Annotated in this window: 15 protein-coding genes; 5 read left to right on the top strand and 10 right to left on the bottom strand. The window is 70.5% G+C overall.

All coding sequences use genetic code 11. The annotated features are described in order from the left end of the window. The gene (locus tag AC1DYG_RS12350; protein ID WP_477640155.1) at window positions 1-2778 is read right to left on the bottom strand and encodes an FG-GAP-like repeat-containing protein; all 2778 of its coding nucleotides are present in this window, start codon (window positions 2776-2778) and stop codon (window positions 1-3) included. 275 nt (window positions 2779-3053) lie between these two features. Here AC1DYG_RS12350 and AC1DYG_RS12345 point away from each other — a divergent pair, with 275 nt between their 5' ends. After that, a complete protein-coding gene (locus AC1DYG_RS12345) occupies window positions 3054-4487 on the top strand; it encodes a lipopolysaccharide biosynthesis protein (protein WP_477640154.1) in 1434 nt (477 codons plus the stop codon). Between the two features lie 16 nt (window positions 4488-4503). Here the strand turns inward: AC1DYG_RS12345 and AC1DYG_RS12340 are convergent, their stop codons facing one another. Further along, window positions 4504-5529: a hypothetical protein gene (locus tag AC1DYG_RS12340; RefSeq protein WP_477640153.1), complete on the bottom strand. Its 1026-nt coding sequence runs from the start codon at window positions 5527-5529 to the stop codon at window positions 4504-4506. 120 nt (window positions 5530-5649) lie between these two features. Here AC1DYG_RS12340 and AC1DYG_RS12335 point away from each other — a divergent pair, with 120 nt between their 5' ends. Both AC1DYG_RS12335 and AC1DYG_RS12330 read left to right on the top strand, forming a co-directional pair. Continuing rightward, the gene (locus AC1DYG_RS12335) at window positions 5650-6321 is read left to right on the top strand and encodes a glycosyltransferase family 2 protein (RefSeq protein WP_477640152.1); all 672 of its coding nucleotides are present in this window, start codon (window positions 5650-5652) and stop codon (window positions 6319-6321) included. A 24-nt stretch (window positions 6322-6345) separates the two neighbouring features. Further along, window positions 6346-6741 (top strand): DUF2304 family protein, encoded by a 396-nt coding sequence (locus AC1DYG_RS12330; protein ID WP_477640151.1) that lies wholly within the window; start codon window positions 6346-6348, stop codon window positions 6739-6741. Here AC1DYG_RS12330 and AC1DYG_RS12325 read toward each other — a convergent pair. The 5 genes from AC1DYG_RS12325 to AC1DYG_RS12305 are packed head-to-tail and all read right to left on the bottom strand — an operon-like array spanning window position 6720 to window position 12146. After that, window positions 6720-7700, bottom strand: a complete 981-nt coding sequence (locus AC1DYG_RS12325) for a glycosyltransferase (protein WP_477640150.1) — start codon at window positions 7698-7700, stop codon at window positions 6720-6722. The two genes, AC1DYG_RS12330 and AC1DYG_RS12325, sit on opposite strands and share 22 nt — an antisense overlap. Before the next feature lie 45 nt (window positions 7701-7745). After that, window positions 7746-8561: a CDP-alcohol phosphatidyltransferase family protein gene (locus AC1DYG_RS12320; protein ID WP_477640149.1), complete on the bottom strand. Its 816-nt coding sequence runs from the start codon at window positions 8559-8561 to the stop codon at window positions 7746-7748. After that, on the bottom strand, window positions 8558-10591 hold the full coding sequence (locus AC1DYG_RS12315) for a DUF5941 domain-containing protein (RefSeq protein ID WP_477640148.1): 2034 nt from the start codon (window positions 10589-10591) through the stop codon (window positions 8558-8560). The genes AC1DYG_RS12320 and AC1DYG_RS12315 overlap by 4 nt, the downstream gene beginning before the upstream one ends. Then, the gene (locus AC1DYG_RS12310) at window positions 10588-11337 is read right to left on the bottom strand and encodes an ABC transporter ATP-binding protein (protein ID WP_477640147.1); all 750 of its coding nucleotides are present in this window, start codon (window positions 11335-11337) and stop codon (window positions 10588-10590) included. Before AC1DYG_RS12310 ends, AC1DYG_RS12315 begins: the two co-directional genes overlap by 4 nt. Beyond that, a complete protein-coding gene (locus AC1DYG_RS12305) occupies window positions 11337-12146 on the bottom strand; it encodes an ABC transporter permease (protein ID WP_477640146.1) in 810 nt (269 codons plus the stop codon). The genes AC1DYG_RS12310 and AC1DYG_RS12305 overlap by 1 nt, the downstream gene beginning before the upstream one ends. Before the next feature lie 254 nt (window positions 12147-12400). On the opposite strand from AC1DYG_RS12305, the gene AC1DYG_RS12300 reads away from it, so the two are divergent. Beyond that, window positions 12401-14200 carry a CDP-glycerol glycerophosphotransferase family protein gene (locus AC1DYG_RS12300; RefSeq protein ID WP_477640145.1) on the top strand — a complete coding sequence of 600 codons (1800 nt, stop codon included), beginning with the start codon at window positions 12401-12403 and terminating at the stop codon, window positions 14198-14200. Then, window positions 14197-15960 (top strand): CDP-glycerol glycerophosphotransferase family protein, encoded by a 1764-nt coding sequence (locus tag AC1DYG_RS12295; RefSeq protein WP_477640144.1) that lies wholly within the window; start codon window positions 14197-14199, stop codon window positions 15958-15960. Before AC1DYG_RS12300 ends, AC1DYG_RS12295 begins: the two co-directional genes overlap by 4 nt. Here AC1DYG_RS12295 and AC1DYG_RS12290 read toward each other — a convergent pair. From AC1DYG_RS12290 to AC1DYG_RS12280, 3 genes are read right to left on the bottom strand one after another with little or no spacing between them, the layout of a single operon-like run. Next, the gene (locus tag AC1DYG_RS12290; protein ID WP_477640271.1) at window positions 15950-17836 is read right to left on the bottom strand and encodes a glycosyltransferase family 2 protein; all 1887 of its coding nucleotides are present in this window, start codon (window positions 17834-17836) and stop codon (window positions 15950-15952) included. The two genes, AC1DYG_RS12295 and AC1DYG_RS12290, sit on opposite strands and share 11 nt — an antisense overlap. A 51-nt stretch (window positions 17837-17887) precedes the next feature. Continuing rightward, window positions 17888-19381: an SDR family NAD(P)-dependent oxidoreductase gene (locus AC1DYG_RS12285; RefSeq protein WP_477640143.1), complete on the bottom strand. Its 1494-nt coding sequence runs from the start codon at window positions 19379-19381 to the stop codon at window positions 17888-17890. A 10-nt stretch (window positions 19382-19391) separates the two neighbouring features. Continuing rightward, a complete protein-coding gene (locus AC1DYG_RS12280; protein ID WP_477640142.1) occupies window positions 19392-20930 on the bottom strand; it encodes a CDP-glycerol glycerophosphotransferase family protein in 1539 nt (512 codons plus the stop codon). Window positions 20931-21037: the final 107 nt, after the last annotated feature.

Genomic DNA, 21037 nt, shown 5'->3' with positions numbered 1-21037 from the left:
TCACCCCAGTTCCTGTCCTGCACCAAGGCCGCCCGAGAGCGGCATCCGTCCGGCGTACAGCGTGCCATCCCCTCTGCCCGCATAGAGCCACAGTCGCCCGGAGCTCGCTGCCGCCATGATGTCGGCTGTGCCGTCACCGTTGTAGTCGCCCACGCCGATGATCTGGGTCAGATCGGTCTGACCCGACCGCAGCACCGTGAAGTCGAACAGAGGGTTGGGGCCCGAACCGCGGAAGAGCTGCAGCGTGCCGTCCGAGCGGAGAGCGACGACATCGCCGTTCGCGTCGGCATTGAAGGCGCCCACACCTGCGAGGCTCACGACATCACCCCAGCCCTGTTCGAGCTCCTCGACCCGCGGCATGGTGAAGTCGCGCTTGAACGAGTACCGGAGGGTGAGTCCGGCTTTCGTGATAACCAGGACGTCAGGGATTCCGTCGTAGTCCTGGTCGCCGCCAGCGACGATCTGACGCATGGCCGCCCAGCCCCGCGCACCGATGAGGATCGGGGCCCCGAAACCTCCGCCACTGCGACCGGGCAGGGCCTGCAGTGCGTCGCCCACGCGAACAACGGCGTCAACGTAGCCGTCTGCGTTGACGTCACCCACGAGCTGGATCAGGTCTGCTCCACCGGGGGCCTCGAACGTCGTGCCGACCTGGAGATCTCGGCGTCCGGTACCGGGATAGACCCGCAGGCCGCCCTTGCTGACAGTCGTTGCGACGCCCAGCAGATCCGGGTGGCCATCGCCGGTGAAGTCCACCCCGCTGGTCATCTGCGCCATGCTGTTCCATCCACTGCCCCAACGGTTCCACCGCGCGCCGGGGTTGCTCCCGTCGCCGTAGTACACCCGCATCGCGCCGCTCGGATCACGACCGAGGATGTCGTCGTGGCCGTCGCCGTCGAGATCGCCTGCCGCGAAGACAGCGGTGAGGCCGCCCCATCCTCCCGCAAGCCAGCGCAGCGTGCCGAGGCCTCCGTGACCATCGCCTGGCGCCAGCACCAGGGCCCCGTCGCTGACCCGCACGGCCAGGAGATCAGGGTGCCCGTCGCCGGTGACGTCGCCGGCGCCGCTGACGTACCGGTAGGCACCCCACCCAGTGGCCACGACGGTGCGCGCGGTGAAGGTGCCCCGCCCGGTGCCCGGGTAAAGCACCAGCTGGCCGGTGCTGCTGATAGCCATGAGGTCTGCACGGCCGTCGCCGTTCTGGTCGCCGGCCGCGATGAGCGACCGGACGGAGTTCCAGCCGCTGCCGGTCGAAGTCATCCCCGCGATCCCGCCACGGCCATCACCGCTGTAGATGCGCAGGTTGCCGCCCGCAGGGTACTGGGCGACGATGTCGGGCCGGCCGTCACCGGTGAAGTCGGGGGACAGGGTCGCGAGTCGCAGCGAGTTCCAGTTGCTGCCCAAGGTTCGCTGGGCGGTGAAGGGGTTCGTGGTCGCCGAGGTGAGGAGGGTCACCGGGCCCAGTGGTGCCCCAGCCACGGGTGTCGCGTACGTCAACAGGTCGGCCTGCCCCGCCCGGTCGACGTCTCGCGACAACCTCGTGGTCGCAAGGCTCCCCATGCGAGCGGCAACGTTCTTGCGAATGGTGGGGAGCAGGGCATAGAGCTTGGCTCCCGGACACGCGGTATTGACAGCGTCGCGGTGCCCAGAGATCCGGTTGAAGTACTTATCCTTGGCGAAGACGGTGCCCGTGGCCGGCATACCGTCGAGGGACATCTTCCAGGCGATGACGTTCGTGAGTGCCGTGGTCACGGCCGAGGGCACCGCAACGGTGTTGTAGTCCCCGATGACACTGGTGCCGAAGGACCAGGAGTTGTACCCAAGTGTGTGTGCGCCGATGACGGCCTTGTCCACCCCGCCGTAGCGGCCCTCCCAGGTCCGACCGAACTGGTCGACGAGGAAGTTGTAGCCGATGTCGGACCAGCCGTTGCCGTTCACGTGGTACGCGTAGATGCCCCGGATGATTGCCGGGACCTGTGCCTGCGAGTAGCTGTTGGAGCCAGCCGTGTGGTGCACGAAGGCGACGTGCGCCTGGGAGTACCCGGGGCTGCCCTGACGGATCGACTCGTCGGCTCCCCACTGTGCCCGTGTGTAGATCGTGGGCTTGGCTGTCGCCGCAACGGCACCACCAGCCGGAGTGGTTCCCACGCTGGCGTCCGCAGCAGACGTGCCCGGGTCGACGACGGTGAGCGACAGGCTCGTGGGGACGATGGCATCCGAGCTGAGCACGCGAGCCTGCACCTCGTCGCCCTGCACGACGAACGGGTCGCTGCCGGCCCGGTGCCCGCGTGCCGCCTCGGCCTCGGCCGTGCCCGGATCGGGACCGTGGTCCGCCTCGGCATGCACCTCTTCCCAAGCCCCCCACACCCCTTCGCGCTGTACCCGGAGCTCGACGTGGTCGCCCCTCGCGAGGTCGCCGGGCCGCCACGTCACGCCGGCCACCGCCAGCCCCGACGGCACTGCGGCAGGGTCGCTCAGGCCGCCAGCCCTGGCCGCGGCCAGCTCGCCTGCGCCTCCAGTGCTGCCGGACCCGGGCGTCGCATCGCGGTCGTCGAAGCTCGACCTGGCGTCGGGGGTCGACTGCGCTCGTTCCAGCGCGCTGCGTGGCGCCGTCCGGAGGGCATGAACCTTCGTGGTGGCCTTGACCTGGTGCGGCGTCGGGCCGCTTGCGAGGTCGACGAGTCCGGGTGTCATCAGGGGTGCGGCCACGACGGTAGAGAAGATGGCGAGGAGCGCAGCGGGCGCGACGGTGGTCCGGCGTGTCTTCGCGGTCAGCACGGCAGGGCTCTCAGACGTGATCGGGAATCGCAGTCCTCACACGGTGCACCAAAGGCAGGCGCAATGCCACACAAACGCACCAACTTCCCCACTGGCACCACAGATCGTTACCCACCCGCAACCCCCAGGACGCCCGACGACCCTCCCGTGTGGAACGTCGCCTAGGCTGCTGGCGCTGGACTGCCCAGGGCTGCAGTTCCACACGACGCCCCTTCGAACCGGAGCAGTGATGAGCCACCCCCCTGCCACGCGCAACTCACCGTGGGGATCCCACCGTGTCTGAGCCCGCATGGGAGGCAGAGGTCCGCTCCCCAGGCGCCGACGCGTCGCGGAGCGTGCTGGGCCGGGGACTGATCTACACGATCGGCGCCGCGGCCCCGATCCTGAGCAACGCCGTGGTCACGCCTGCCGTGACGCGCAGCGTGGGCTCTCAGGCCTACGGAGCCGTCGCCACGGCCTTGGTCATCATCCAGGTCGGGATGATCGTCGCCGGCCTCGGCCTTGCCGCCGCAATCATGCGGCACGGCATCCTCGAGCGCACCGGCGTCGAGGGTGCGCGAAGCCTGCTGCTCAGGGGCGCCTTCGCCTCCGCGGTCCTGTGCGGGATCGCCGCCGCCGCAGCTCCCTGGGCCCACCACGTGTTCGCCCTGCAGGAACCCGCCGTCCTGGCGCTCGCGCTGGCCGCCTCCGCGGGTTTCGCGACGGTCGTCAATGTGCAGTCCTACCTGCGCGTCATCGACCGCCCGGGCCTGTTCGTGTCCTTGTCCCTCACGAGTGCCCTGGGCGGCCCCCTGCTCGGCCTGCTACTGGTGCGGCTGGTCTCCCGGACTGCGGAGGCGTACGTCACGGGACTGGCCCTTGGCCTGGTGGTGTCGGGTCTGGCCGGACTCGCAATGGCACTGCGCGAAGGGCATCTGCAGCACGCCAAGGGCGACACCCGACGAGCCCTGCGCATCGGGCTGCCCACGGTGCCGCACCAGGTCGCGATCTTCCTTGCCAGTGGTGCGCTCGTGCTCGTCGCCGGACGCTTGTTCGACAGCACCCAGGCAGGTCGGTTCCAGCTGGCGGTGCTCATCGGCTCCGCGCCGGGAATCGTCTCCGCATCCCTGAACAACGCCTGGGCCCCCATCGTCTACCGGGCACCGGAGAGTGACCGGGCCGATGTCCTCGAGCACACCGGTCAGAACATCGCCTTCCTGACCGCCCTGGCCGCGGGGTTCGTCGCATGCGCCGCACCCTTCCTGCTCGCGATGGTCGCGCCGCCCTCCTACGACCCCGGAGCGCTGACGGCCGCCGTGGGCGTGGTGGCGGCGGGAACGGTGCTCTCGGTTCCCTACCTGTGCAACGTGCACCTGGTCTTCGTCTCCGGTCGGATCGGGGGCCTGGCCGTGGTGACGCCGTTCAGCCTCGTCGTGGGAACCCTGGCAGCATGGGTGGGCGCCGAGGCGTTCGGTTTGTCGGGGATCGGCGTGGGCATGCCCGTCACGTACTCCCTCATGGCGCTCGGCACGGGCGTGCTGGCACGGAGGGTCTCGAGCACCCGCTGGCACTACCGGGTGCTCGTGACTCCCACTCTGCTCGGTTTCGCCCTGTGCGCGCTGGGCGCCGTCCTGCCGACCACGGGCGCGGCCATGATCGCCCGGATCGTCCTCACCGCCGGCACGGTGGGATTCAGCCTGCTCGTCTTCCGCCGCGCCTTCGCGTCCTGACGCGCGGACGGTTCGCTCAGGCGACGGCGATCGGTTCGCGCGTTTCCCCCGGGGCCGGGATCGACGCCGGCATACGTCCGGGCAGGTAGCTGGTCGCGGCCCGCAGCCAGGCGCTGAAGCGCATGGACTCATGGGTGTCGGCCACCGGGGTCGCGGGCGCCGCGCGCCTGCGCAAGTTGATGATGGCGCGCTGCGCCGGAGAGGTGGTCCAGTACTCCACGGCGGCCACGGCGGTGGAACCGTCCCACCCCAGGATGTGCTCCAGCTCCTGCGGCGACCTCAGGTGCTGGACTCCGAGCTCGAGCTCGCACAGTGCCTTGGCGGCCGCGCGGTCCAGGTGCTCTCCGTAGAGCTCGGGCCAGACCCGCCGGTACTCGTTGGCCGTCGTCGTCTGCTCGCCGTCCACTCGCAGCCCGTCGCCGTAGATGGCAATGTCGGCACCGAGGTGGGCGGCATACAGAACAGGGGTCGAGAGTCGGTTCGAGACCACGCGCTCGGCTCGACCGAGCATGGTCCACACCCGCCACAGGAAGGCAGGGTCGAGTCGCTCCCCGAGCATCACGATGCGGTGCCCCGCCGAACGGTAGGCGGAGACGATCTCCGGATCCTGCGCGTCCGCGGCATACAGGCAGGCCGTCGCGGGTCCCTCCTTCTCGCGCCACATCCGCGCCAGGCCCGCATGATCGCCACGGACCCGCTGGGTCTGGATGCCGTGCAGAGGCATGAGCACGACGCGGTCGTGTTCGTGGCGCGGCTCCGGTGTCGGGCCCGCCGCGGCGGCGAGATAGGCGAACTGGGCGCCGATGGCCGTCGTCTCATGGGTCTCCTCCGACGGCGACCAGGCTCGAGACGAGTGGGACCAGACGAGAAGCTTGCGGCGACCGCCACCGTGCAGGTTCGGGAAGTCCCTGAAATGCGATCCGACCGGCGACACGGCCGTCCAGCCATGCTGGACCAGCCCGTTGATGTGGCTCGGCCGGGCACGGTTCAGGTAGGCCGCCAGGCCTGCGCTGTGTCCGTAGAAATGGTTCTGGGACTCCATGTCGAAGAGGCTATCGGCATGTCCGCCGAGGGCGTGCAGCCAGCCACCTCGCCGCCGACCCGCAATAGGCCAGCGTGGCGCGGGATCGGGCGGTGAACCGAGCCGATACGCTGGGCTGCGATGGAGAATGATGACGTCTGGCTCGTGGTCCCCCTCTTCAACGAGGCGCAGGTCATCGGGGACGTAGTCCGTCATGCCCGTGAGACCTTTCCGCACGTCGTGTGCGTCGACGACGGGTCCAAGGACAACAGCGCTCAGGAGGCCGCAGCCGCCGGGGCGGTCGTGGTGCGGCACCCCGTCAACCTCGGTCAGGGTGCGGCCCTGCAGACGGGCTTCGAATATGCGCGCAGTGTTCCTGGGATGCGTTGGGTGGTCACCTTCGACGCCGACGGGCAGCACCAGACCTCCGACGTGGTGGAGATGCTCGCGAAGGCCCGCGGCGAAGGACTCGACGTCGTGTTCGGGTCGCGGTTCCTCGACGACCGCACCGATGCCGGCGCCCTGAAGAAGCTCGTCCTCCGCATGGCAGTGGGCTACACCAACCTCACCACCCACACTCGCCTCACGGACGCCCACAACGGACTGCGCGTCCTGTCGCGCGACGTGGTGGAGCGCATCGAGATCACCCAGAACCGCATGGCGCACGCCTCGGAGCTGGTCCAGCAGATCGGCGCCCTCGACGTGCGCTACGCCGAGAGCCCGGTGCACATCCTCTACACCGACTACTCCCGCGCCAAGGGGCAGTCGCTGTGGAACGCCGTGAACATCCTCGCCGAGCTGATTCTCCGATGAGCCCGTCGACCAGGAGCCGCTGACATGAAGATCGTGCTGATCCAGGTTCTGCTGATCCTGGTGGTGGTGGCCGTGGCCGCGCGTCTGTTCCGCTCGCGCGGTGCCCGCGCCCAGGCCGTGCGCAGACTCGGGCTCCTGCTCTTCGCCGCGTTCGCCGTCGTCTCCATCCTGTTCCCCGACCTGTGGAACAAGATCGCCCGGGTGGCTGGTGTCGGGCGCGGCACGGACATGGTGCTCTATGCGCTCGTCGTCGCCTTCCTCAGCTTCACGGTGACCACGTACCTGCGATTCCGCGAGTTCGAGTCGCGCTACACGCGGCTCGCGCGCCGCCTGGCCCTGGACGAGACCCAGCGGGACTTCCCGCAGTCCCCCGAGGGTGGTCGTGGCGGTGGGCCCGGTCAGCCCTCCGACGAAGCCTGACGGACGCGCAACCGCGCCATCGCGTCCTGGGCGGCGTCCAGCAACGTCGTGGCCGCCAACCCGGCACCGTCGCTGACCCGGCCGCCGTGCAGCACAGCGGCGGCAACCTCTGCCGCCCCCGAGCTGCTGAGCTCCACGCCAACGGGCCTGGGGGACGAGTCCGTGGCCACCACTCGGGCCCCCGCCGCGAGGGCCTCGCGCACGACGACCGAGTCGCCGTCCCAGGCCGTCGGCCGCAGGAACACGCCGGTGCGGCGCAGCACCTCGTGGACCGCGTCCGGCGTGGAGTCGAAGCTCAGCTCGACCCAGGGCAGCCCGACCAGGCGGGCGCGGAGGGCCGCGAGCTCGACCCCGTCGTGACCGTAGGCCAGGACACGGAGGCGGGCATCGGGCCAGGCGTCACGGACCAGTGCCACGGCGTCGACGGCGAGGTCGGCGCGGTAGTGCGCGAGGCCGGCATTGGTCGCCACGGCGAGCAGGTGCGGGTCGCGAGCCGAGGCCTGCGGGTCGCGCTCGCTGGCAGGCGGTGGCTCAGCCGCGAACGGTGCCACGACCCTGACCCGACGGGCCAGGGACGCCGGCAGGCGCTGGCCGATCTCGTCGTTGACGGCCCAGATCTCGTCGTAGGCGCGGAGGGCGAGCCTCAGCAGCCGCGCCTCCGAGGGGCGCATGGCATCGAGCTGGCCACCGACCGAACCGGAGTGGAGCACGAGGACGGTGCGTCCCGGGAGCACTGCGAAGAGCGGTCCGAGGATGATCGCGCGCCACAGCCTGGTGATGTGGAACAGGTGCAGGGCCCGTCGCCGCCACAGGTGCGGGAGGGCTGCCGCGGCCCGTGCCGCTGACCCGGTGTCGACATAGCGCACCCGATGGCCGGCCGCTCTCAGCTGTCTCGTGAGCTGGCGGTGGCTGGTGAGCACGCCACCGACCTCGCCGTCTTCCTGGGCCCACTGGAGCACCAGAACCCCTTGTGTCCCAGTGGATCTCATCATGGCAGCGCAGCCTCAGTCGAGCCGCGAGCTGGTGAGAACTCCCAAGAGGTGACCGCCAGCCGTGACGACTGCCAGCGGAACCATGACGACCACCAGGACCTGGGTGCCGACCAGATCGCCTCGCACGACGTCCACGAGGCCGGCCGCGAGGGCGAGCAGCGACGCCTCGACTGCGACAAAGGCGCGGAAGATCGGCAGGTATCCCATGGCCCGGCGGACCGCAGCCACGCCCGAGACCTTGGACCGGGTCGTCGTGGCGACATCCTCGAGCATGGGACGGCCGGTCTTGGCCCGGGCCACGTGCACGAGGTCGGTGAAGGCCTTGTTCAGCAGGACGAGGACCGCGACGAGCAGACCCAGGACCGTCCAGCCACCGACGTCGAGCGGATCGGCCAGTGACCAGCCGTCGGCGCGCAGGCCCAGGGCCACGGGGATCGAGCCCTCCGTGAGGTAGTGCCCGACCCGGTCGAGGTAGATCCCGGCCGGGGAGAACCGCTGTCGCCATCGAGCGACCTCGCCGTCACTGCAGTCGAGCAGGATCTGCAGCTGCATCGCGAGAACGCACAGCAGCGGCCCGAGCAGCCCGCCGAGGGGCAGGGCCAGGGCACCCAGCACGCCCACGGCGATCATCAGCCAGGTGACGCCGTTCGGAGTGATCCCGGTCGGCAGCATCGCCCTGGTGGCGTAGATCGAGAGGTGCCGGATGTAGAGGGCTCCGGACCAGTGCTCGGCGTTGTAGCGGGCGATGTGCTCCGGAGGCTGGGCCACCGCGCGCAGCTCGGCCATCGTCGGCCGGTTGTCCGTGGGGTCGTGGGCGAGCTGGCTCATGTCGGGGTCCCTCCACGCAGCGGGTCGACCTGGGCGCCGATCCATCGACGCCAGCCGAAGAACGACTCGGTGAGGTAGGTCGCGGCCAGCACCGCCGCGGCCAGCCACAGCAGGGGCACCACCGCCGAGGGTGCAACCGCGGCGACGAGGAGCAGGACGACCAGTCGGCCGTCGGTGCCCAGCCCGACGCGCGCCAGCCACTCGGCAGGCGCAGTGCCCGTGTCGCGCAGCCGGTAGACCACGTCGTAGCGGTGGTAGGCCACCGCGGCGAGGTAGGCGAAGCCAGCAGCCGTCTGCTCGCCCAGCGTGTGGTGCACGAGCACGCCGACGGCCAGGACCTCAGCCACCCACAGCGCCGCGGGCGCCTGCCAGGCCAACGGGTGGTGGACCGGCGGCTGCCAGCCACCGGCCACGAGGGCACCGCCGAGGACCGCCACCGCCGCCGCGCTGCCGACCCTGTCGGTCCACAGCAGGACGGGCACCACCACGACCAGGACGGTGGCACCGAGGAGGCCCACCGCGAAAGGAGCTCGCCACAACCTGCCCACGAGGACGGCGACCGGACCGAGGTCGAGCTGTTCGTCGAGGCGGCCTCTGCCCGCGGCACGCTCGGCCACCGACCAGGTCGGGTCGCGGCGGGCGAGGACGGCGGCGAGCCGACCGCCCTGGGTCCACGCGACAGCGATGCCGACGGCGACGGCGAGCGTCCACAGGACCAGCATCGGACGGCGGGTCAGCAACGTGAGGGACAGGAGCAGGTAGCGCTCGGCAATGGGCATGTGCACGACCTTCTTGGCCCAGTGCACCGCCTGGGTGCTGCCCGTGGGGGCCCCCGCGAAGGTCGTCCGCGCCCCCTCACGCGACAGGTCGTGGGGTGACGTGACAGGGAGGACGTCGGCACTGCTGCGGCGCGAACCACGAAGTCTGTCCTCGTAGGCGTAGTCCTCGAGGTGGCGGAGCGTGACCACTGCCATCGCGGCCAGGGCAACGGGCCAGCCGTCGGCCCCCTCACGCACCGCGACCAGGGCGACTGCGGCCAGCACGGCATACTCCTTGACCCGGTCGCCGACGGCATCGAGGAACGCTCCGAGCGGGCTGAACCGCCTGGTGAACCGGGCGATCTCCCCGTCAACGCAGTCGACCACGAGGGCGACCAGCAGCAGCACTGCGGCCACGACCCACGCCCACCACTCGCCGGTGGCGACGAGGAGCGCGGCGAGGATGCCGAAGGCCAGTGACACGACCGTGACGACGTTGGGTGTCCAGCCCAGGCCGAGGCCCACGCCGGTGAGGCGCCGGGACAGCGGCCGCACCACGAACGTGGAGAAGAAGCCGTCGCCCCCGCGAGAGGCACCTCGCAGTCGCTGGCGCCACGGGTCGCCGGCGGCACCCGTTGCGCGCACACCGGTGCGCGCCCAGTCGAAGGGGCCCAGCGCACTGGCCTGCACGGCGAGGCCGCCGCGGACGAGCACGAGGGTGACCGCCGCAACGTGGTCGGCGCCCCAGCCCGAGTCGGTCAACGGTGCGGCGGCCCGGAGCAGCGCAGCCGCCCCGGAGCGGTCGGCGGCCCCGACGCGCAGGATTCCCGGAAGCGCGGAGGTGGGGTTGCCCACGGTGTGCGCCGACGTGCCGACCGACTCGACCAGCTTGCCGTCGCGGCCGACGCGGGCGGGGGTTGCGACCGCTGCGCCCTCGACGATGGCGAGGGGGTCGGCGACCAGCGCGGCCGTGCGCACTCCGGGCCGGTCGAGCAGGTCGAGCAATGCGACATGGGAGATCTCGAGGTCGGCCGCCGCGATGACGGCGGGCGCATCGTGCGACTGCCCCAGCACGTCAGCGAGCGCCTCGAACCGTGTCGCGAGCGAGCCCTCCGACACCCGAACCGGCGCCGAGATCCCCAGTGCCGCAAAGACTTCCGCGACACCCTCCCCCGTCCCCGCGCCCAGGAGCACAGCCGATGCCCCGGCCGAGTAACCGTGGACGCTGCGGGCTGCGTCGTCGCCGACCGATGGAGGCGAGGTTGGGCTCACGCCCCGGCGTCCAGGTCGTGGTTGTAGCGGTCGAGGACGTCGAGCATCGGCCCGTCCATGAGCAGCTCGCCGCGCTTGAGGTAGAGGCCTCGGGTGCTGAACCGCTTGAGGTCGCCCTCGGAGTGGGAGACGAGGAACAGCGTGCGGCCATCGGCCAGCAGCGACTCCATGCGCTGGTAGCACTTCTCGCGAAAGGCCCGGTCCCCCACCGCGAGCACCTCGTCGACCAGGACGATGGGTTCGTCGAGGGTGGTGACCACCGAGAACCCGAGGCGCACCTTCATGCCCGATGAGAAGTGCCGGTATGGCGTGTCGAGGCCAGCGCGCACCTCGGGACCGGCGAAGTCGACGATGTCGTCGAAGCGTGCCTCGACTTCGGACTTGGACAGGCCGTGCAGACCGGCGGTGAGGTAGATGTTGTCGCGGGCGGACAGCTCGCCGACAAAGCCTCCCGTCAGCTCGATCAGGGGCGCGACACCACCACGAACGTCGACCGAACCCTCGTCAGGGAGCAGGACACCGGCGATCATCTTGAGCAACGTGCTCTTGCCGCCACCATTGCCGCCCACGAGTCCCACGGCCTCACCGGCCTGGATGTCGAAGCTGACGTTGCGAAGCGCCCAGAAGGTCTCCTTGGCGGCTCCGCTGCGACCGTGGAAGAGCATCTCGCGCAGCTGCATCCGCCGCCGCCGGGACCGGTAGAACTCGATTCCGAGGTCGTGCACGGAGATCACGGGATCGACCATCAGATCTCCTTGAGGACGGCGCGCTCGAGTCGGCCGAAGACCGAGACCCCGACGAAGAGGAGGATGACCGACATCACCGCGGACACCCCGACGGCTGGCCACACGATGGGGTGCTTGTCGTGCGGGAACAGGCCGGCCCGCATGATCTCGAGGATCCCGGTCATGGGGTTGAGCCACGTGATCATGTCGTAGGGCTTGGGCACCAGGCGGCTGGCATAGATCACCGGGGTGGCGTAGAAGAGCATCCGGATGACGATGCGGATGACCCGCTGGGTGTCGGTCACCAGGGCAGTCACCGGAGCCAGGATCAGGCCGATGCCGACGAGCGCGATCGCCTGGATGACGATGCCGACCGGGAACAACACCAGCCAGCCGTTGAGGTGGACGTCGCCCTTGACCATGTACACGACGAGGAAGAACAGCAGCACCGGCAGGGACAGCAGGTACTCGATCCCCTTGGACAGCACCACGCGGAGCACCCACATCTCGCGAGGCAGGTTGGTGGACCGCACCAGCTTCGCCTCCTGGATGAGGGAGCGCGACGTGTCCGTGAGGGAGCCCGAGAACCATTGCCACGACAACAGCCCCACGACCAGGAAGAGGAAGTACGGCTCGTGGCCGAGATCGTCGCGCTTGAAGATGTAGACGAAGACGAGGAAGTAGATCAGCGACATCAGCAGGGGGTCGAGGATCGTCCAGAGGTACCCGAGGACGCTGCGCGCATAGCGCACGCGAAGGTCGCGGATGACGAGGGTCCACAGCACGCTGCGCCTGGCCAGGATGGCCTGCGTACGCGTGATGATCCTCATGTGTCCTGCCTGTCGTGGATGCGGGGGGTGTCGGCACGATCCGTTCGCATCATCTCGCGTGCGATCCGACGACCGAGGGTACGCCACACCGCACGGCCCCTTGAGTCACGCCGCCGCGAGGGGATGGCCCGCGGCCCCGGTATCCTCGGCGCAGCGCCTGGGACGCCCCCAGCGCCCCCCAACTGCCAGCGCCCGCCAACTGCCAACACCTTCCGACTCCCCGCCGCCACCGACGAACGGACACCATGACGCGCTTGACCTCCGCCTTGCGCAGGCCCGACGTCCAGGTCAGCCTCGCATGGGTGCTGAGCACGGTCGTCATGGTGCTGGCGGCGGTGCTCGCGTGGGGCTGGGTGCTTGCGGTGGCCCTGGTCGTCAACTACCTGGCCGACGCAAGGTTCTACCGAGTCGACGAGCGCGCTGTGACGTGGTTCAACGACCGCGAGATGGCACCCGTCCAGCGGCACCTGCTCCGAGAGGGCGCAGCGGTCCTCGGCTGGGCCATGCTGCGCAGCCCCTCGGCCCTCGAGGTGACCGTCGCCCTGGCCGGCGTGGCGGTCGTCCACGGGGGCCACACGGCATACCGCGTCATCGGGGCCCGCAACCGGCGGCGGCGGCGCGGTCGGGTGTGGTGGCGCGGACTGGACGTCGGCGGTGCGGACAGCGGACCCGAGATCCTGCCGCCCACCCTGCCCCGGCTGGGGCCGGTCGAAGGTGCGCAGTTCGCGCTCCACGTGGACGTTCCGCTCGTCGTCGGGCTGTGGCTGTCGTGGACCCTCGGCGCGGGGTGGCCGGTGTGGGCAGCCTTCGTGCTCGTGCTGGGCGGGGCGGCGTTCGTCGTGCTGCGCGGGTTGGCCCGCCGTCGTCTGGTCGGTCGGCTCGCCACACCGGCCGAGGAGCGGTCCGGAGTCTTCGCCGCCCTGCAGGAGCTGGCGCCCGAGGTGGTCGTCTACTTCAGCGGCGGACCCGACACGACCTACCAGCTCAACGTGTGGCTCGAGACCATCGAGCGCATCGAGCAGCCGACCGTCATCTTCATCCGCGAGAGCCTCCACCTCGACGCCCTGCTGCCGACTCGCACTCCCGTCCTGGTGCTGCCCAGGGCGCAGGACGTCGAAGCCTTCCAGCTGCCGTCGATGCGAGTGGCGCTCTACCCGACGACCGTCATCAAGAACAACCACATGATCCGGCTGCGCGGGCTGCGGCACGTGTTCATCAACCACGGTGACGGCGACAAGTCGGTGACCTACAGCCCCCTGCACCGGGTCTTCGACGAGATCTGGGTGGCCGGTGCGGCTGCGCGTGACCGCTACCTGCAGCGCGGCGAGGGCGTCCGGGCCGAGCAGCTGGTCACCGTCGGACGACCTCAGCTGGCCCACATCCAGGCGGTCCCTGACGGGGCCCGTCAGGCCTCCCCGGTCACCGTCCTCTACGCCCCCACCTGGGAGGGCAACTTCGAGGGGGTCAACTACTCCTCGGTCGCCCCGATGGGGGTGGCCCTGGTCGATGCCCTGCTGAAGTCCGACCGCGACATCCGGGTGCTGTTCAAGGCCCACCCCGCGACCGGCACCCGTCTGGACGCTGCCGGCACGGCCCGTGCCGCCATCGAGCGCCGGCTGTCCGGCGCGGGTCCACACGAGGTCGTGGGAAACGAACCCGACGCCCTCTACCGGGCGTTCAACGAGGCCGACGTCCTCGTTGCCGACATCTCGAGCGTCGTCGCCGACTTCCTCGCCTCGCGCAAGCCCTACCTGGTCACCAACCCGAAGAACACCCCGCTCGAAGAGTTCCACCGGGACTTCCCCAGCACGGCGGGAGGTGGGGTCGTCACCCTCGACCCCGCCTCGGTGGTCGCCGCGATCGAGGACGCGGCGGGGCCGGACACCCTGCGCCCCCGCCGCCTCGAGCTCGCGACATACTTCCTCGGCGACCCCGTCAGCGACCCGATGGCCCGCTTCGCCGACGAGGTGACCCGTGCCTGTCGGCGCAGTGAGGAAGCCCTCGCCCGGACGGCGGCGGCAGCTCAGGTCGCGGCGCAGGAGGAGGACGCGTGAGGAAGTACCTGTCGGTCATCGGCCTTCTCGGGGCGGGTTTCGCCCTCCTCGGGTTGGCGCTGCCCATCGCCGAGGCACTCCCCCGCGTCGCCGCGGCACTCTTCGCCACCGGCACGCTCGTCGGTCTCGCGGGCGAGGCACTCGTGCGCGAGCGTGACGACGTGGCGGAGGCGCTGGAGGGTTTCGGGGCCGGACTGTCCGTCCGCACCGGACTGCGGGGACTGCTCCTGGGCGGTCTCGCCGTGTCGGCGGTGCGCTCCGACGCCGACGCCTTCGTCGTCGTGGCGGTCACCCTCGTCGTGATCTGGCTGGGGCGGCTCACCCTGCAGGTGCTGGTCGCCGACGCCGTCGGCCACCGCCTGTCCCCCGTAACCTGGCGCAACTTCGAGGTGCCCGGTGTCGTCCGCCACCCACCCCTGGCACCGGGTCTGCTCGCGGAGGCCCCGCGGTGGATCTCGGCGGCCACCCTGGCCCTGGTGGTCGGGGTGCTGGTGCCGCTCAGCGGTGGCTCGGTCGGCGCTGCGCGCGTCGCCGCAGCCGTGGCAGTCCTGACCTGCGGGGTGTTCGTGTCGTTCGCACTGGTCGATGCCTTGCGGGCGCGCCGTGACACGCCCCACGAGAAGACCGTCGACCTGCTCGCCGCCGCACTCCGCGAGGCCGCACCCGAGGCGGTGTTCTACTACAGCCGACCCGAGGCCATCGGCTACATCGCCAACGTGTGGGTGCCGACCCTCGAGCGCATCGACCGCAAGGTCGTCATCATCGTGCGCGAGCCCTACAACGAGCCGCTCGTGGCGACCGACACCCTCCCCGTCGTCATGGTCAGCCGCCCCGGTGACATCGAGCGAGTCGTGCCGTCGTCGGTCCGAATCGCTCTCTACCCGTCCAACGTCGCCACCAACAACCACCTGCTCCGTCTCCCCGGCATCGTGGACGTCTTCGTCGGCCACGGCGACAGCGACAAGGGCGGCAGCGCCACGGTCCTCACGAGGATCTTCGACGAGGCGTGGGTGAGCGGGCCCGCTGCCCGCGACCGTTACCGGGTGGCCGACGTCGGCGTGCGCGACGAGCAGGTGCGAGAGATCGGCCGTCCTCAGCTGGCGGAGATCCGCCGCGTCGCCGCGCCCCTCGCCGAGGACCACCACGGCGACGACGGCGCCAGCACGTGGGAGTACACCGTGCTCTACGCGCCCACTCGCGAAGGATTCTTCGCCCAGTGGGAGTACTCCTCGATCCTCAGCCAAGGTCGCGTCATCCTCGAGACCCTGCTGGCCATGCCCGGCGTGCGCGTGCTGTTCAAGCCGCACCCCGGCACCGGCACCGACGATCCGGCCTTCGGGGACGAGGTCGAGGCACTCAAGGACCTGGTCACGGACGCCGGGGCGCCGCACGAGGTCGTCACCGGCTCGGAGGGCCTCTACCAGGCCTTCAACCGCGCCGACCTCCTGGTGAGCGACATCTCGAGCGTCATCACCGACTTCCTCGCCTCGGGCAAGCCGTACGTCGTGACCCGCTTCGGGACCGCCTCGGACGACCGCTTCCGGCTCGAGTTCCCCTCGGCGGGCGGTGCCTACATCCTCAGCGGCGACGGCAGCGACGTCGCCGAACAGGTGCGAGACGCCCGCGACGTCGACTCGCTCAGCGCCGCCCGCGCGACGACCGCCGCCTACCTGCTCGGCGACCAGTCCGGTGACCCCGTGGCCCGCTTCGACCGAGCCTTCGACGAGGCCGTCGCCGCCTGGGGCCGCGTCAGCGCTTGAGGGATCGGCGGGCGCGGGCTGCCAGCCTGGTCAGTCGCTCCGCGGGCGTCGGTCCCGCGGTGGCCCTGCGGGTGCTGACTCCCAGCGGGGAGACCACGACCACTTCGAGCAGTCGCACGGCCCCCCACGGTCCCGGTGCCGACAGGGTCAGCTCGTACGTCCCCGGGCGCAGCTGTTCACCGTCTGGAGCGTTCGCCACCCAGGTGGCGCCACCCTCCGTGGCGACCTTCCACGAGGTGCGGTGACCGTCGGCGCGACGCAACCCCAGGCTTCCCTGGCCGCTGGCCCCGGAGAGGTGGACGTTGGGGGCGAGCTCGACGCTGGTGCGTGAGGCCGACCGCACGGAGGACTTGGCGAGCAGGGTCCGCGCGCGGTCCTTGGGGATGCCCACGTTGAGGCTGAGGTTGCCGTGCGGGTCGGTGTCGAACCGCTCGACGAGCCGTCCGCCGGGCTCGACGAACAGGTCGGGCACGCGGAGTCCATCGCGGCGGTCTGCCCCGATCCGCTGCTGCCGGGCCCACCCGAAGCAGCCGAGCCGGAGGTAGAAGTCCTGCTTGCCGGAGCGCAGCGGCGAGCCACCGGCGGCCGTCGCGGGGTCGACGGTCGCCGTTCCCCTCCAGACCACCTCCTGGCCGTTTCCACTCGGCTCCAGGGAGACCTCCAGCGGAGCGGGCAGGAACCATTCGTCCCGCAGGTCGCGGTGGCGCAGGACCACGTCGCCGTATGCCGCGTCGACCTGGTCGTCGACGCGCCGCTCCTCGTCGGTGGCGGCGTCGCCGACCACCGCCTTCGGAAGGTAGAGCTTGCCGTCCCGGGACTCGAGGACGAGGGGACTGCCCCGGTGGGTCAGTCGCACCTCGACGTCCACCTCGAAGGTGGACCCGACCGTCCGCATCCCCGTAAGGACCGCGAGCGCCTTGACGGCGTTGTACTCCCGGGCGAGGGCGAGGATCTCCTCCCGGTCTCCCCGGCGGACGATGCCCGCTCGCACCCGCATGGCGGCCCCCATGCCCTGGTCGACCGAGAGCGGGAAACGCTCGTCGAGCAGGGCACGGACCTCACGCAGCAGCGGCTCGAAGAAGTCCTCAGGGTGCTTGAGCACCTTGCCGCCACCCATGCGACCGAGCAGCTCGACGCGCAGGAACCGGCGGTAGACGTGGTCGCGTTCCTCGCCGGGCTCGGTGTGGGCGTCGACGACGTCGAGCACCTCGCGGAGGTTGGCGTAGTAGATGGCCGGGTCGAACCGCTTGGAACCGGCGTTTCCGCCGTCGGGTCGGCGCAGGTAGCGGTAGCAGACGTAGTCGCCCACGATGGTCGCCGCCTTGGCCTGGAAGTAGGCCTTCGCCATGTAGAGCTGGTCCTCGAGGCGTCGCGCGCCCTCGGGGTAGCGAATCCCCTTCTCCCGCAGGAAGTCTGCGCGGAACATCTTGTGCGGGGTGAGGCTCTCCATGAGGGGCGCGTCGAACACCGTGCAGGACGGGCGCTGGGTGCGGTAGACCTCGTGGTTGACCCCACGGAAGTCGCTGATGACCTTGCCCAGCACGACGTCAGCGCCGTTGCCTGCAGCCAGGGTGTGCATCCGCTCGAGCGCCTCGGGCTCCATCGTGTCGTCCTGGTCGACGAACATGACGTAGTCACCCCTGGCCGCGTCGGCCCCGATGTTGCGCGGCTTCCCCGGCCAGCCCGAGTTGGGGATCGGGATCACCGTCACCTGCGGGTGCTTGGCCGCGACCGCGCGCAGCTTGGCGAGGGAGTCGTCGGTCGAACCGTCATCGACGAAGATGAGCTCGAGCTCCTCGGCGGGCAGCGTCTGTCCGAGCAAGGATTCGATGCAGGGATCGATATAGGGTCCCGGATTGTAGACCGGTACGACCACGCTCACCTTGACCGACACTGAATTCCCTCTCGTTGCAACGGGTTCGTGGCCCTAGTTGCGGTCGCTACCGCTCGCCGACTCGGCGTTCTCGGGCATTTCGTCATGCGGTTCTGTCTGGTGCATGTCGTCGGCCAGGGCCGCCGTCAGCTCGTGGGTCGAGAACGGGTCGGCGCGACGGATGTCGATGACGTGCCCCGTGAGCTCGGACACCAGCACCCGGAGGGCAGCCCTCGCGACGGTCTCGGAGTCGAGGAGGCTGTCTGCCGGCTCCTGACCGAAAGCCTTGGTGCGCATGGGAGTTCCGGTGCGTTCCGGGTTGACGCAGTTGACCCGCACGCCGCTGGAGGCCCACTCGTCCGACAGCGCCTGGGTCAGGTTGACCGTGGCGGCCTTGGCCGAGGAGTAGAGGCTGTAGCCCGAACGACCGCGGGTGTAGGAGCTGGAGGTGAACAGCAGCAGCGCTCCCCCCGCCTCGCGCAGGTAGGGGTAGAACTCCTGGGCGATCAGGATCGGCGCGATGTAGTTGACCTCGGTGGCCGCGTAGATCGTCTCCTCGGTCGTCTCCTCCAGGGTCCCGCGTGGCAGAACGCCGGCAGTGTTGACCACGAAGTCCACCCGGCCGGTCTCCTCGAGGACCTTCTGGCGCGCGGCCACGACGTCGGCCCTGCGCTCCACGTGGGTGCGGGTGCCGGAGCGGCTGAACGAACGCACCGTCGCCCCGAAGCGCTCCGCCAGCGCCACGATGTCGGCGCCGATGCCATAGCTGCCGCCGAAGACGACCATCGTCTTGCCGCGCAACACCTCACCGAACTCGTCGTCGGTGTGGTCCTCGGGCAGGTCGTGGCTGGTGAGCTGGAAGAGCTTGTCGGCGAGGTAGACGTCGATCGGCTCGGTGACCTTCATGTTGCGCTCGTCGCCCGCCACCACGGCGATGGGCACGTCGGGCAGGTAGCGCAGCACGACGGTGCAGTCGTCGGTGGCGGCGAAGTTCGGGTCGCGCGACGCCAGCTCGTAGGCGCGGGAGATGACCGACCGGCGGAATCCCTGGGGCGTCTGGCCGCGACGCAGCTCCGAGCGCTTGAGGACGTCGCTGATCTCGCTGTCGTCGGTGACGGAGATGATCGTGTCCGCCGAGGGGATGGCGGTGTCGACCGCCTCGTGGGTCTTCAGGGCGGCCACGCAGTCGGCGATGATGCGCTGGCTGAGCAGCGGCCGCACTGCGTCGTGGAACAGGACGTTGCACTCCTCGGAGCCCAGGGCCTGCAGGGCCCGCCCCGTGGTGCCGTTGCGGGTGTCGGCACCCTCGAGGATCTGGGTCACCTTGGAGTAGCCGCCGGTGGCGACGATCGCGCGCACCGGGTCGAGGTGGCCGGGCGTCATCATCACGATGATCTCGTCGACCAGGGGGCTGCTGTCGAGCGCCTCGATCGTGTGCTCGATGATCGGCCGACCAGCGATCTTGATGAGCTGTTTGGGGATGCTGAGTCCGACCCTGCTGCCGACTCCACCCGCAAGGACCACGGCCACCGTGCGCAACTCTGTCACGGACGCGACCCTACCGGCTGGCTGAGATCTGACCGGCAGGCGGTTGGGCTCGATCGAGGATTTCCAGCACCGCCTCGCCGAAGGCCAGGTCCCCGTCCGCGCCCACGTAGCGGGCGCGCACGGCGCCGCGCGCCGCCTGCAGCGGGTCGGCCCCGAGCAGGTCCGTGAGGACGTCGTCGAGGTTGCCGAGGTCGGAGTCAACCAGGTATACCGCGTCGGCGACCGGGTTGCGCTGCCGGAAGGTCGCGACGTCGGCGTCGGCGATGATCGCCAACGGCTTGTCGGTGGCGAGGAACTCGGTCACCACGCTGGACAGATCGGCCACCATGGCGTCGGCGCGGTTGGCCGACTGGGCGAACGGCTCGTCGGGGCCGACCACGTGGGGCCGTCCGGTCGCGCGGGCGTCCTCGAGGAGCACCTGCTCGATCGCCGTGACCAAGGTGGCCTCGTCGGGACGCGAACGCGAGAAGGGATGGGGGCGGAAGACGACGGCGCCCGGCCGTTGCAGCAGGCTCGTGACGAGTCGGACCCCCTGTCGCAGGGACGAGTAGGACGAGTGGTCGTTGTAGCCCTGCCAGGTTGGCGCGTAGAGGATCGTCGGCGCGGCGACCTCCGCGATCGGCCGTGCGGCGCTCGCGACGGCGGCCGACTGGGGGCTGCCCACGACGACGAACTTGTCGGCGGGCACCTGGATGCCGTGCCTGGCGTACCGCTCGACGGCGGCCTGGCCCGAGACGAAGATCCGGTCGTACATCGCGTGCGCCGGGTGGTGGGACAGCGCCTTGTCGGACTCGCCGTGCCCCAGGTAGACGTGGGTGAGCTGGCGGTAGGTGACGAAGTCTGCGTTGGCCGCGACGCTGTTGACGTAGAAGGCCGCTCGCAGGCTCGGCACGACGAGGTTGTCGAGGTCACGCCATGCGGGACAGGCGACCACCGGCACATCGACCGCTCCCCCCAGCGCCGACAGGGCCACCGGGTCGCGGGTCGCCACCACGAAAGGGCGACCGAGGGCGCGCAGGTGCGGCACCCACATGTCGAGCTGGTAGGCCCCGCCCCGGCGGGCGGTGTAGAGGACGAACTCGGGCGCATAGGCGGCCAGCGCCTCCCGCACGGCGACGCCCCTGGCCCGCCGCCCGGCATACGCAGCCACGAGCTGCAGCCCGGCAGCCAGCAACAGAGCCGCCTGCACACCCGCGCCCACGGCCACCACGGCCGGGGACCAGCTGGCAGCGGCGGCGAGCGCCAGCAGGAGCAGCGCGAAGCCGGCGGCCGGGACGACGGCCCTCACCAGCGGAACCCCGGGGTCGGCGTAGCCGGGCAGGTGGACCGCCCGGGGAGTCGGGAGCAGCCGACGGGCCACCGTCTCGCCAGCCGTGCTGAGAAGCATGAGGGCCACCGGCCACCAGACCACGGCGTCGTCGGGGCGCCTCGCGACGTAGCCCACGGTGAGCGCGACGACGACCAGCAACCGGGTCGTGGCGAGCCATCCCGGGATGGACGGACTGGACGAGGGACCGCTCGCGACCGCGGTGCGCAGGATGGCGCGCATGGTCCTCATCGAAGGCACCAGTCGCCGCGAGGCGCGTCGGGCATGCGGTTCTTCCTCGAGGGGGGCAGCAGGAGCAATGCAGCATAGCCTCCGCCGCCCTCGCCCGG

The sequence above is a fragment of the Pedococcus sp. P1_H8 genome (assembly GCF_056405175.1).
The sequence above is the reverse complement of the archived record's forward strand: the minus strand, read 5'-3'. Positions and strand labels throughout refer to the sequence as shown.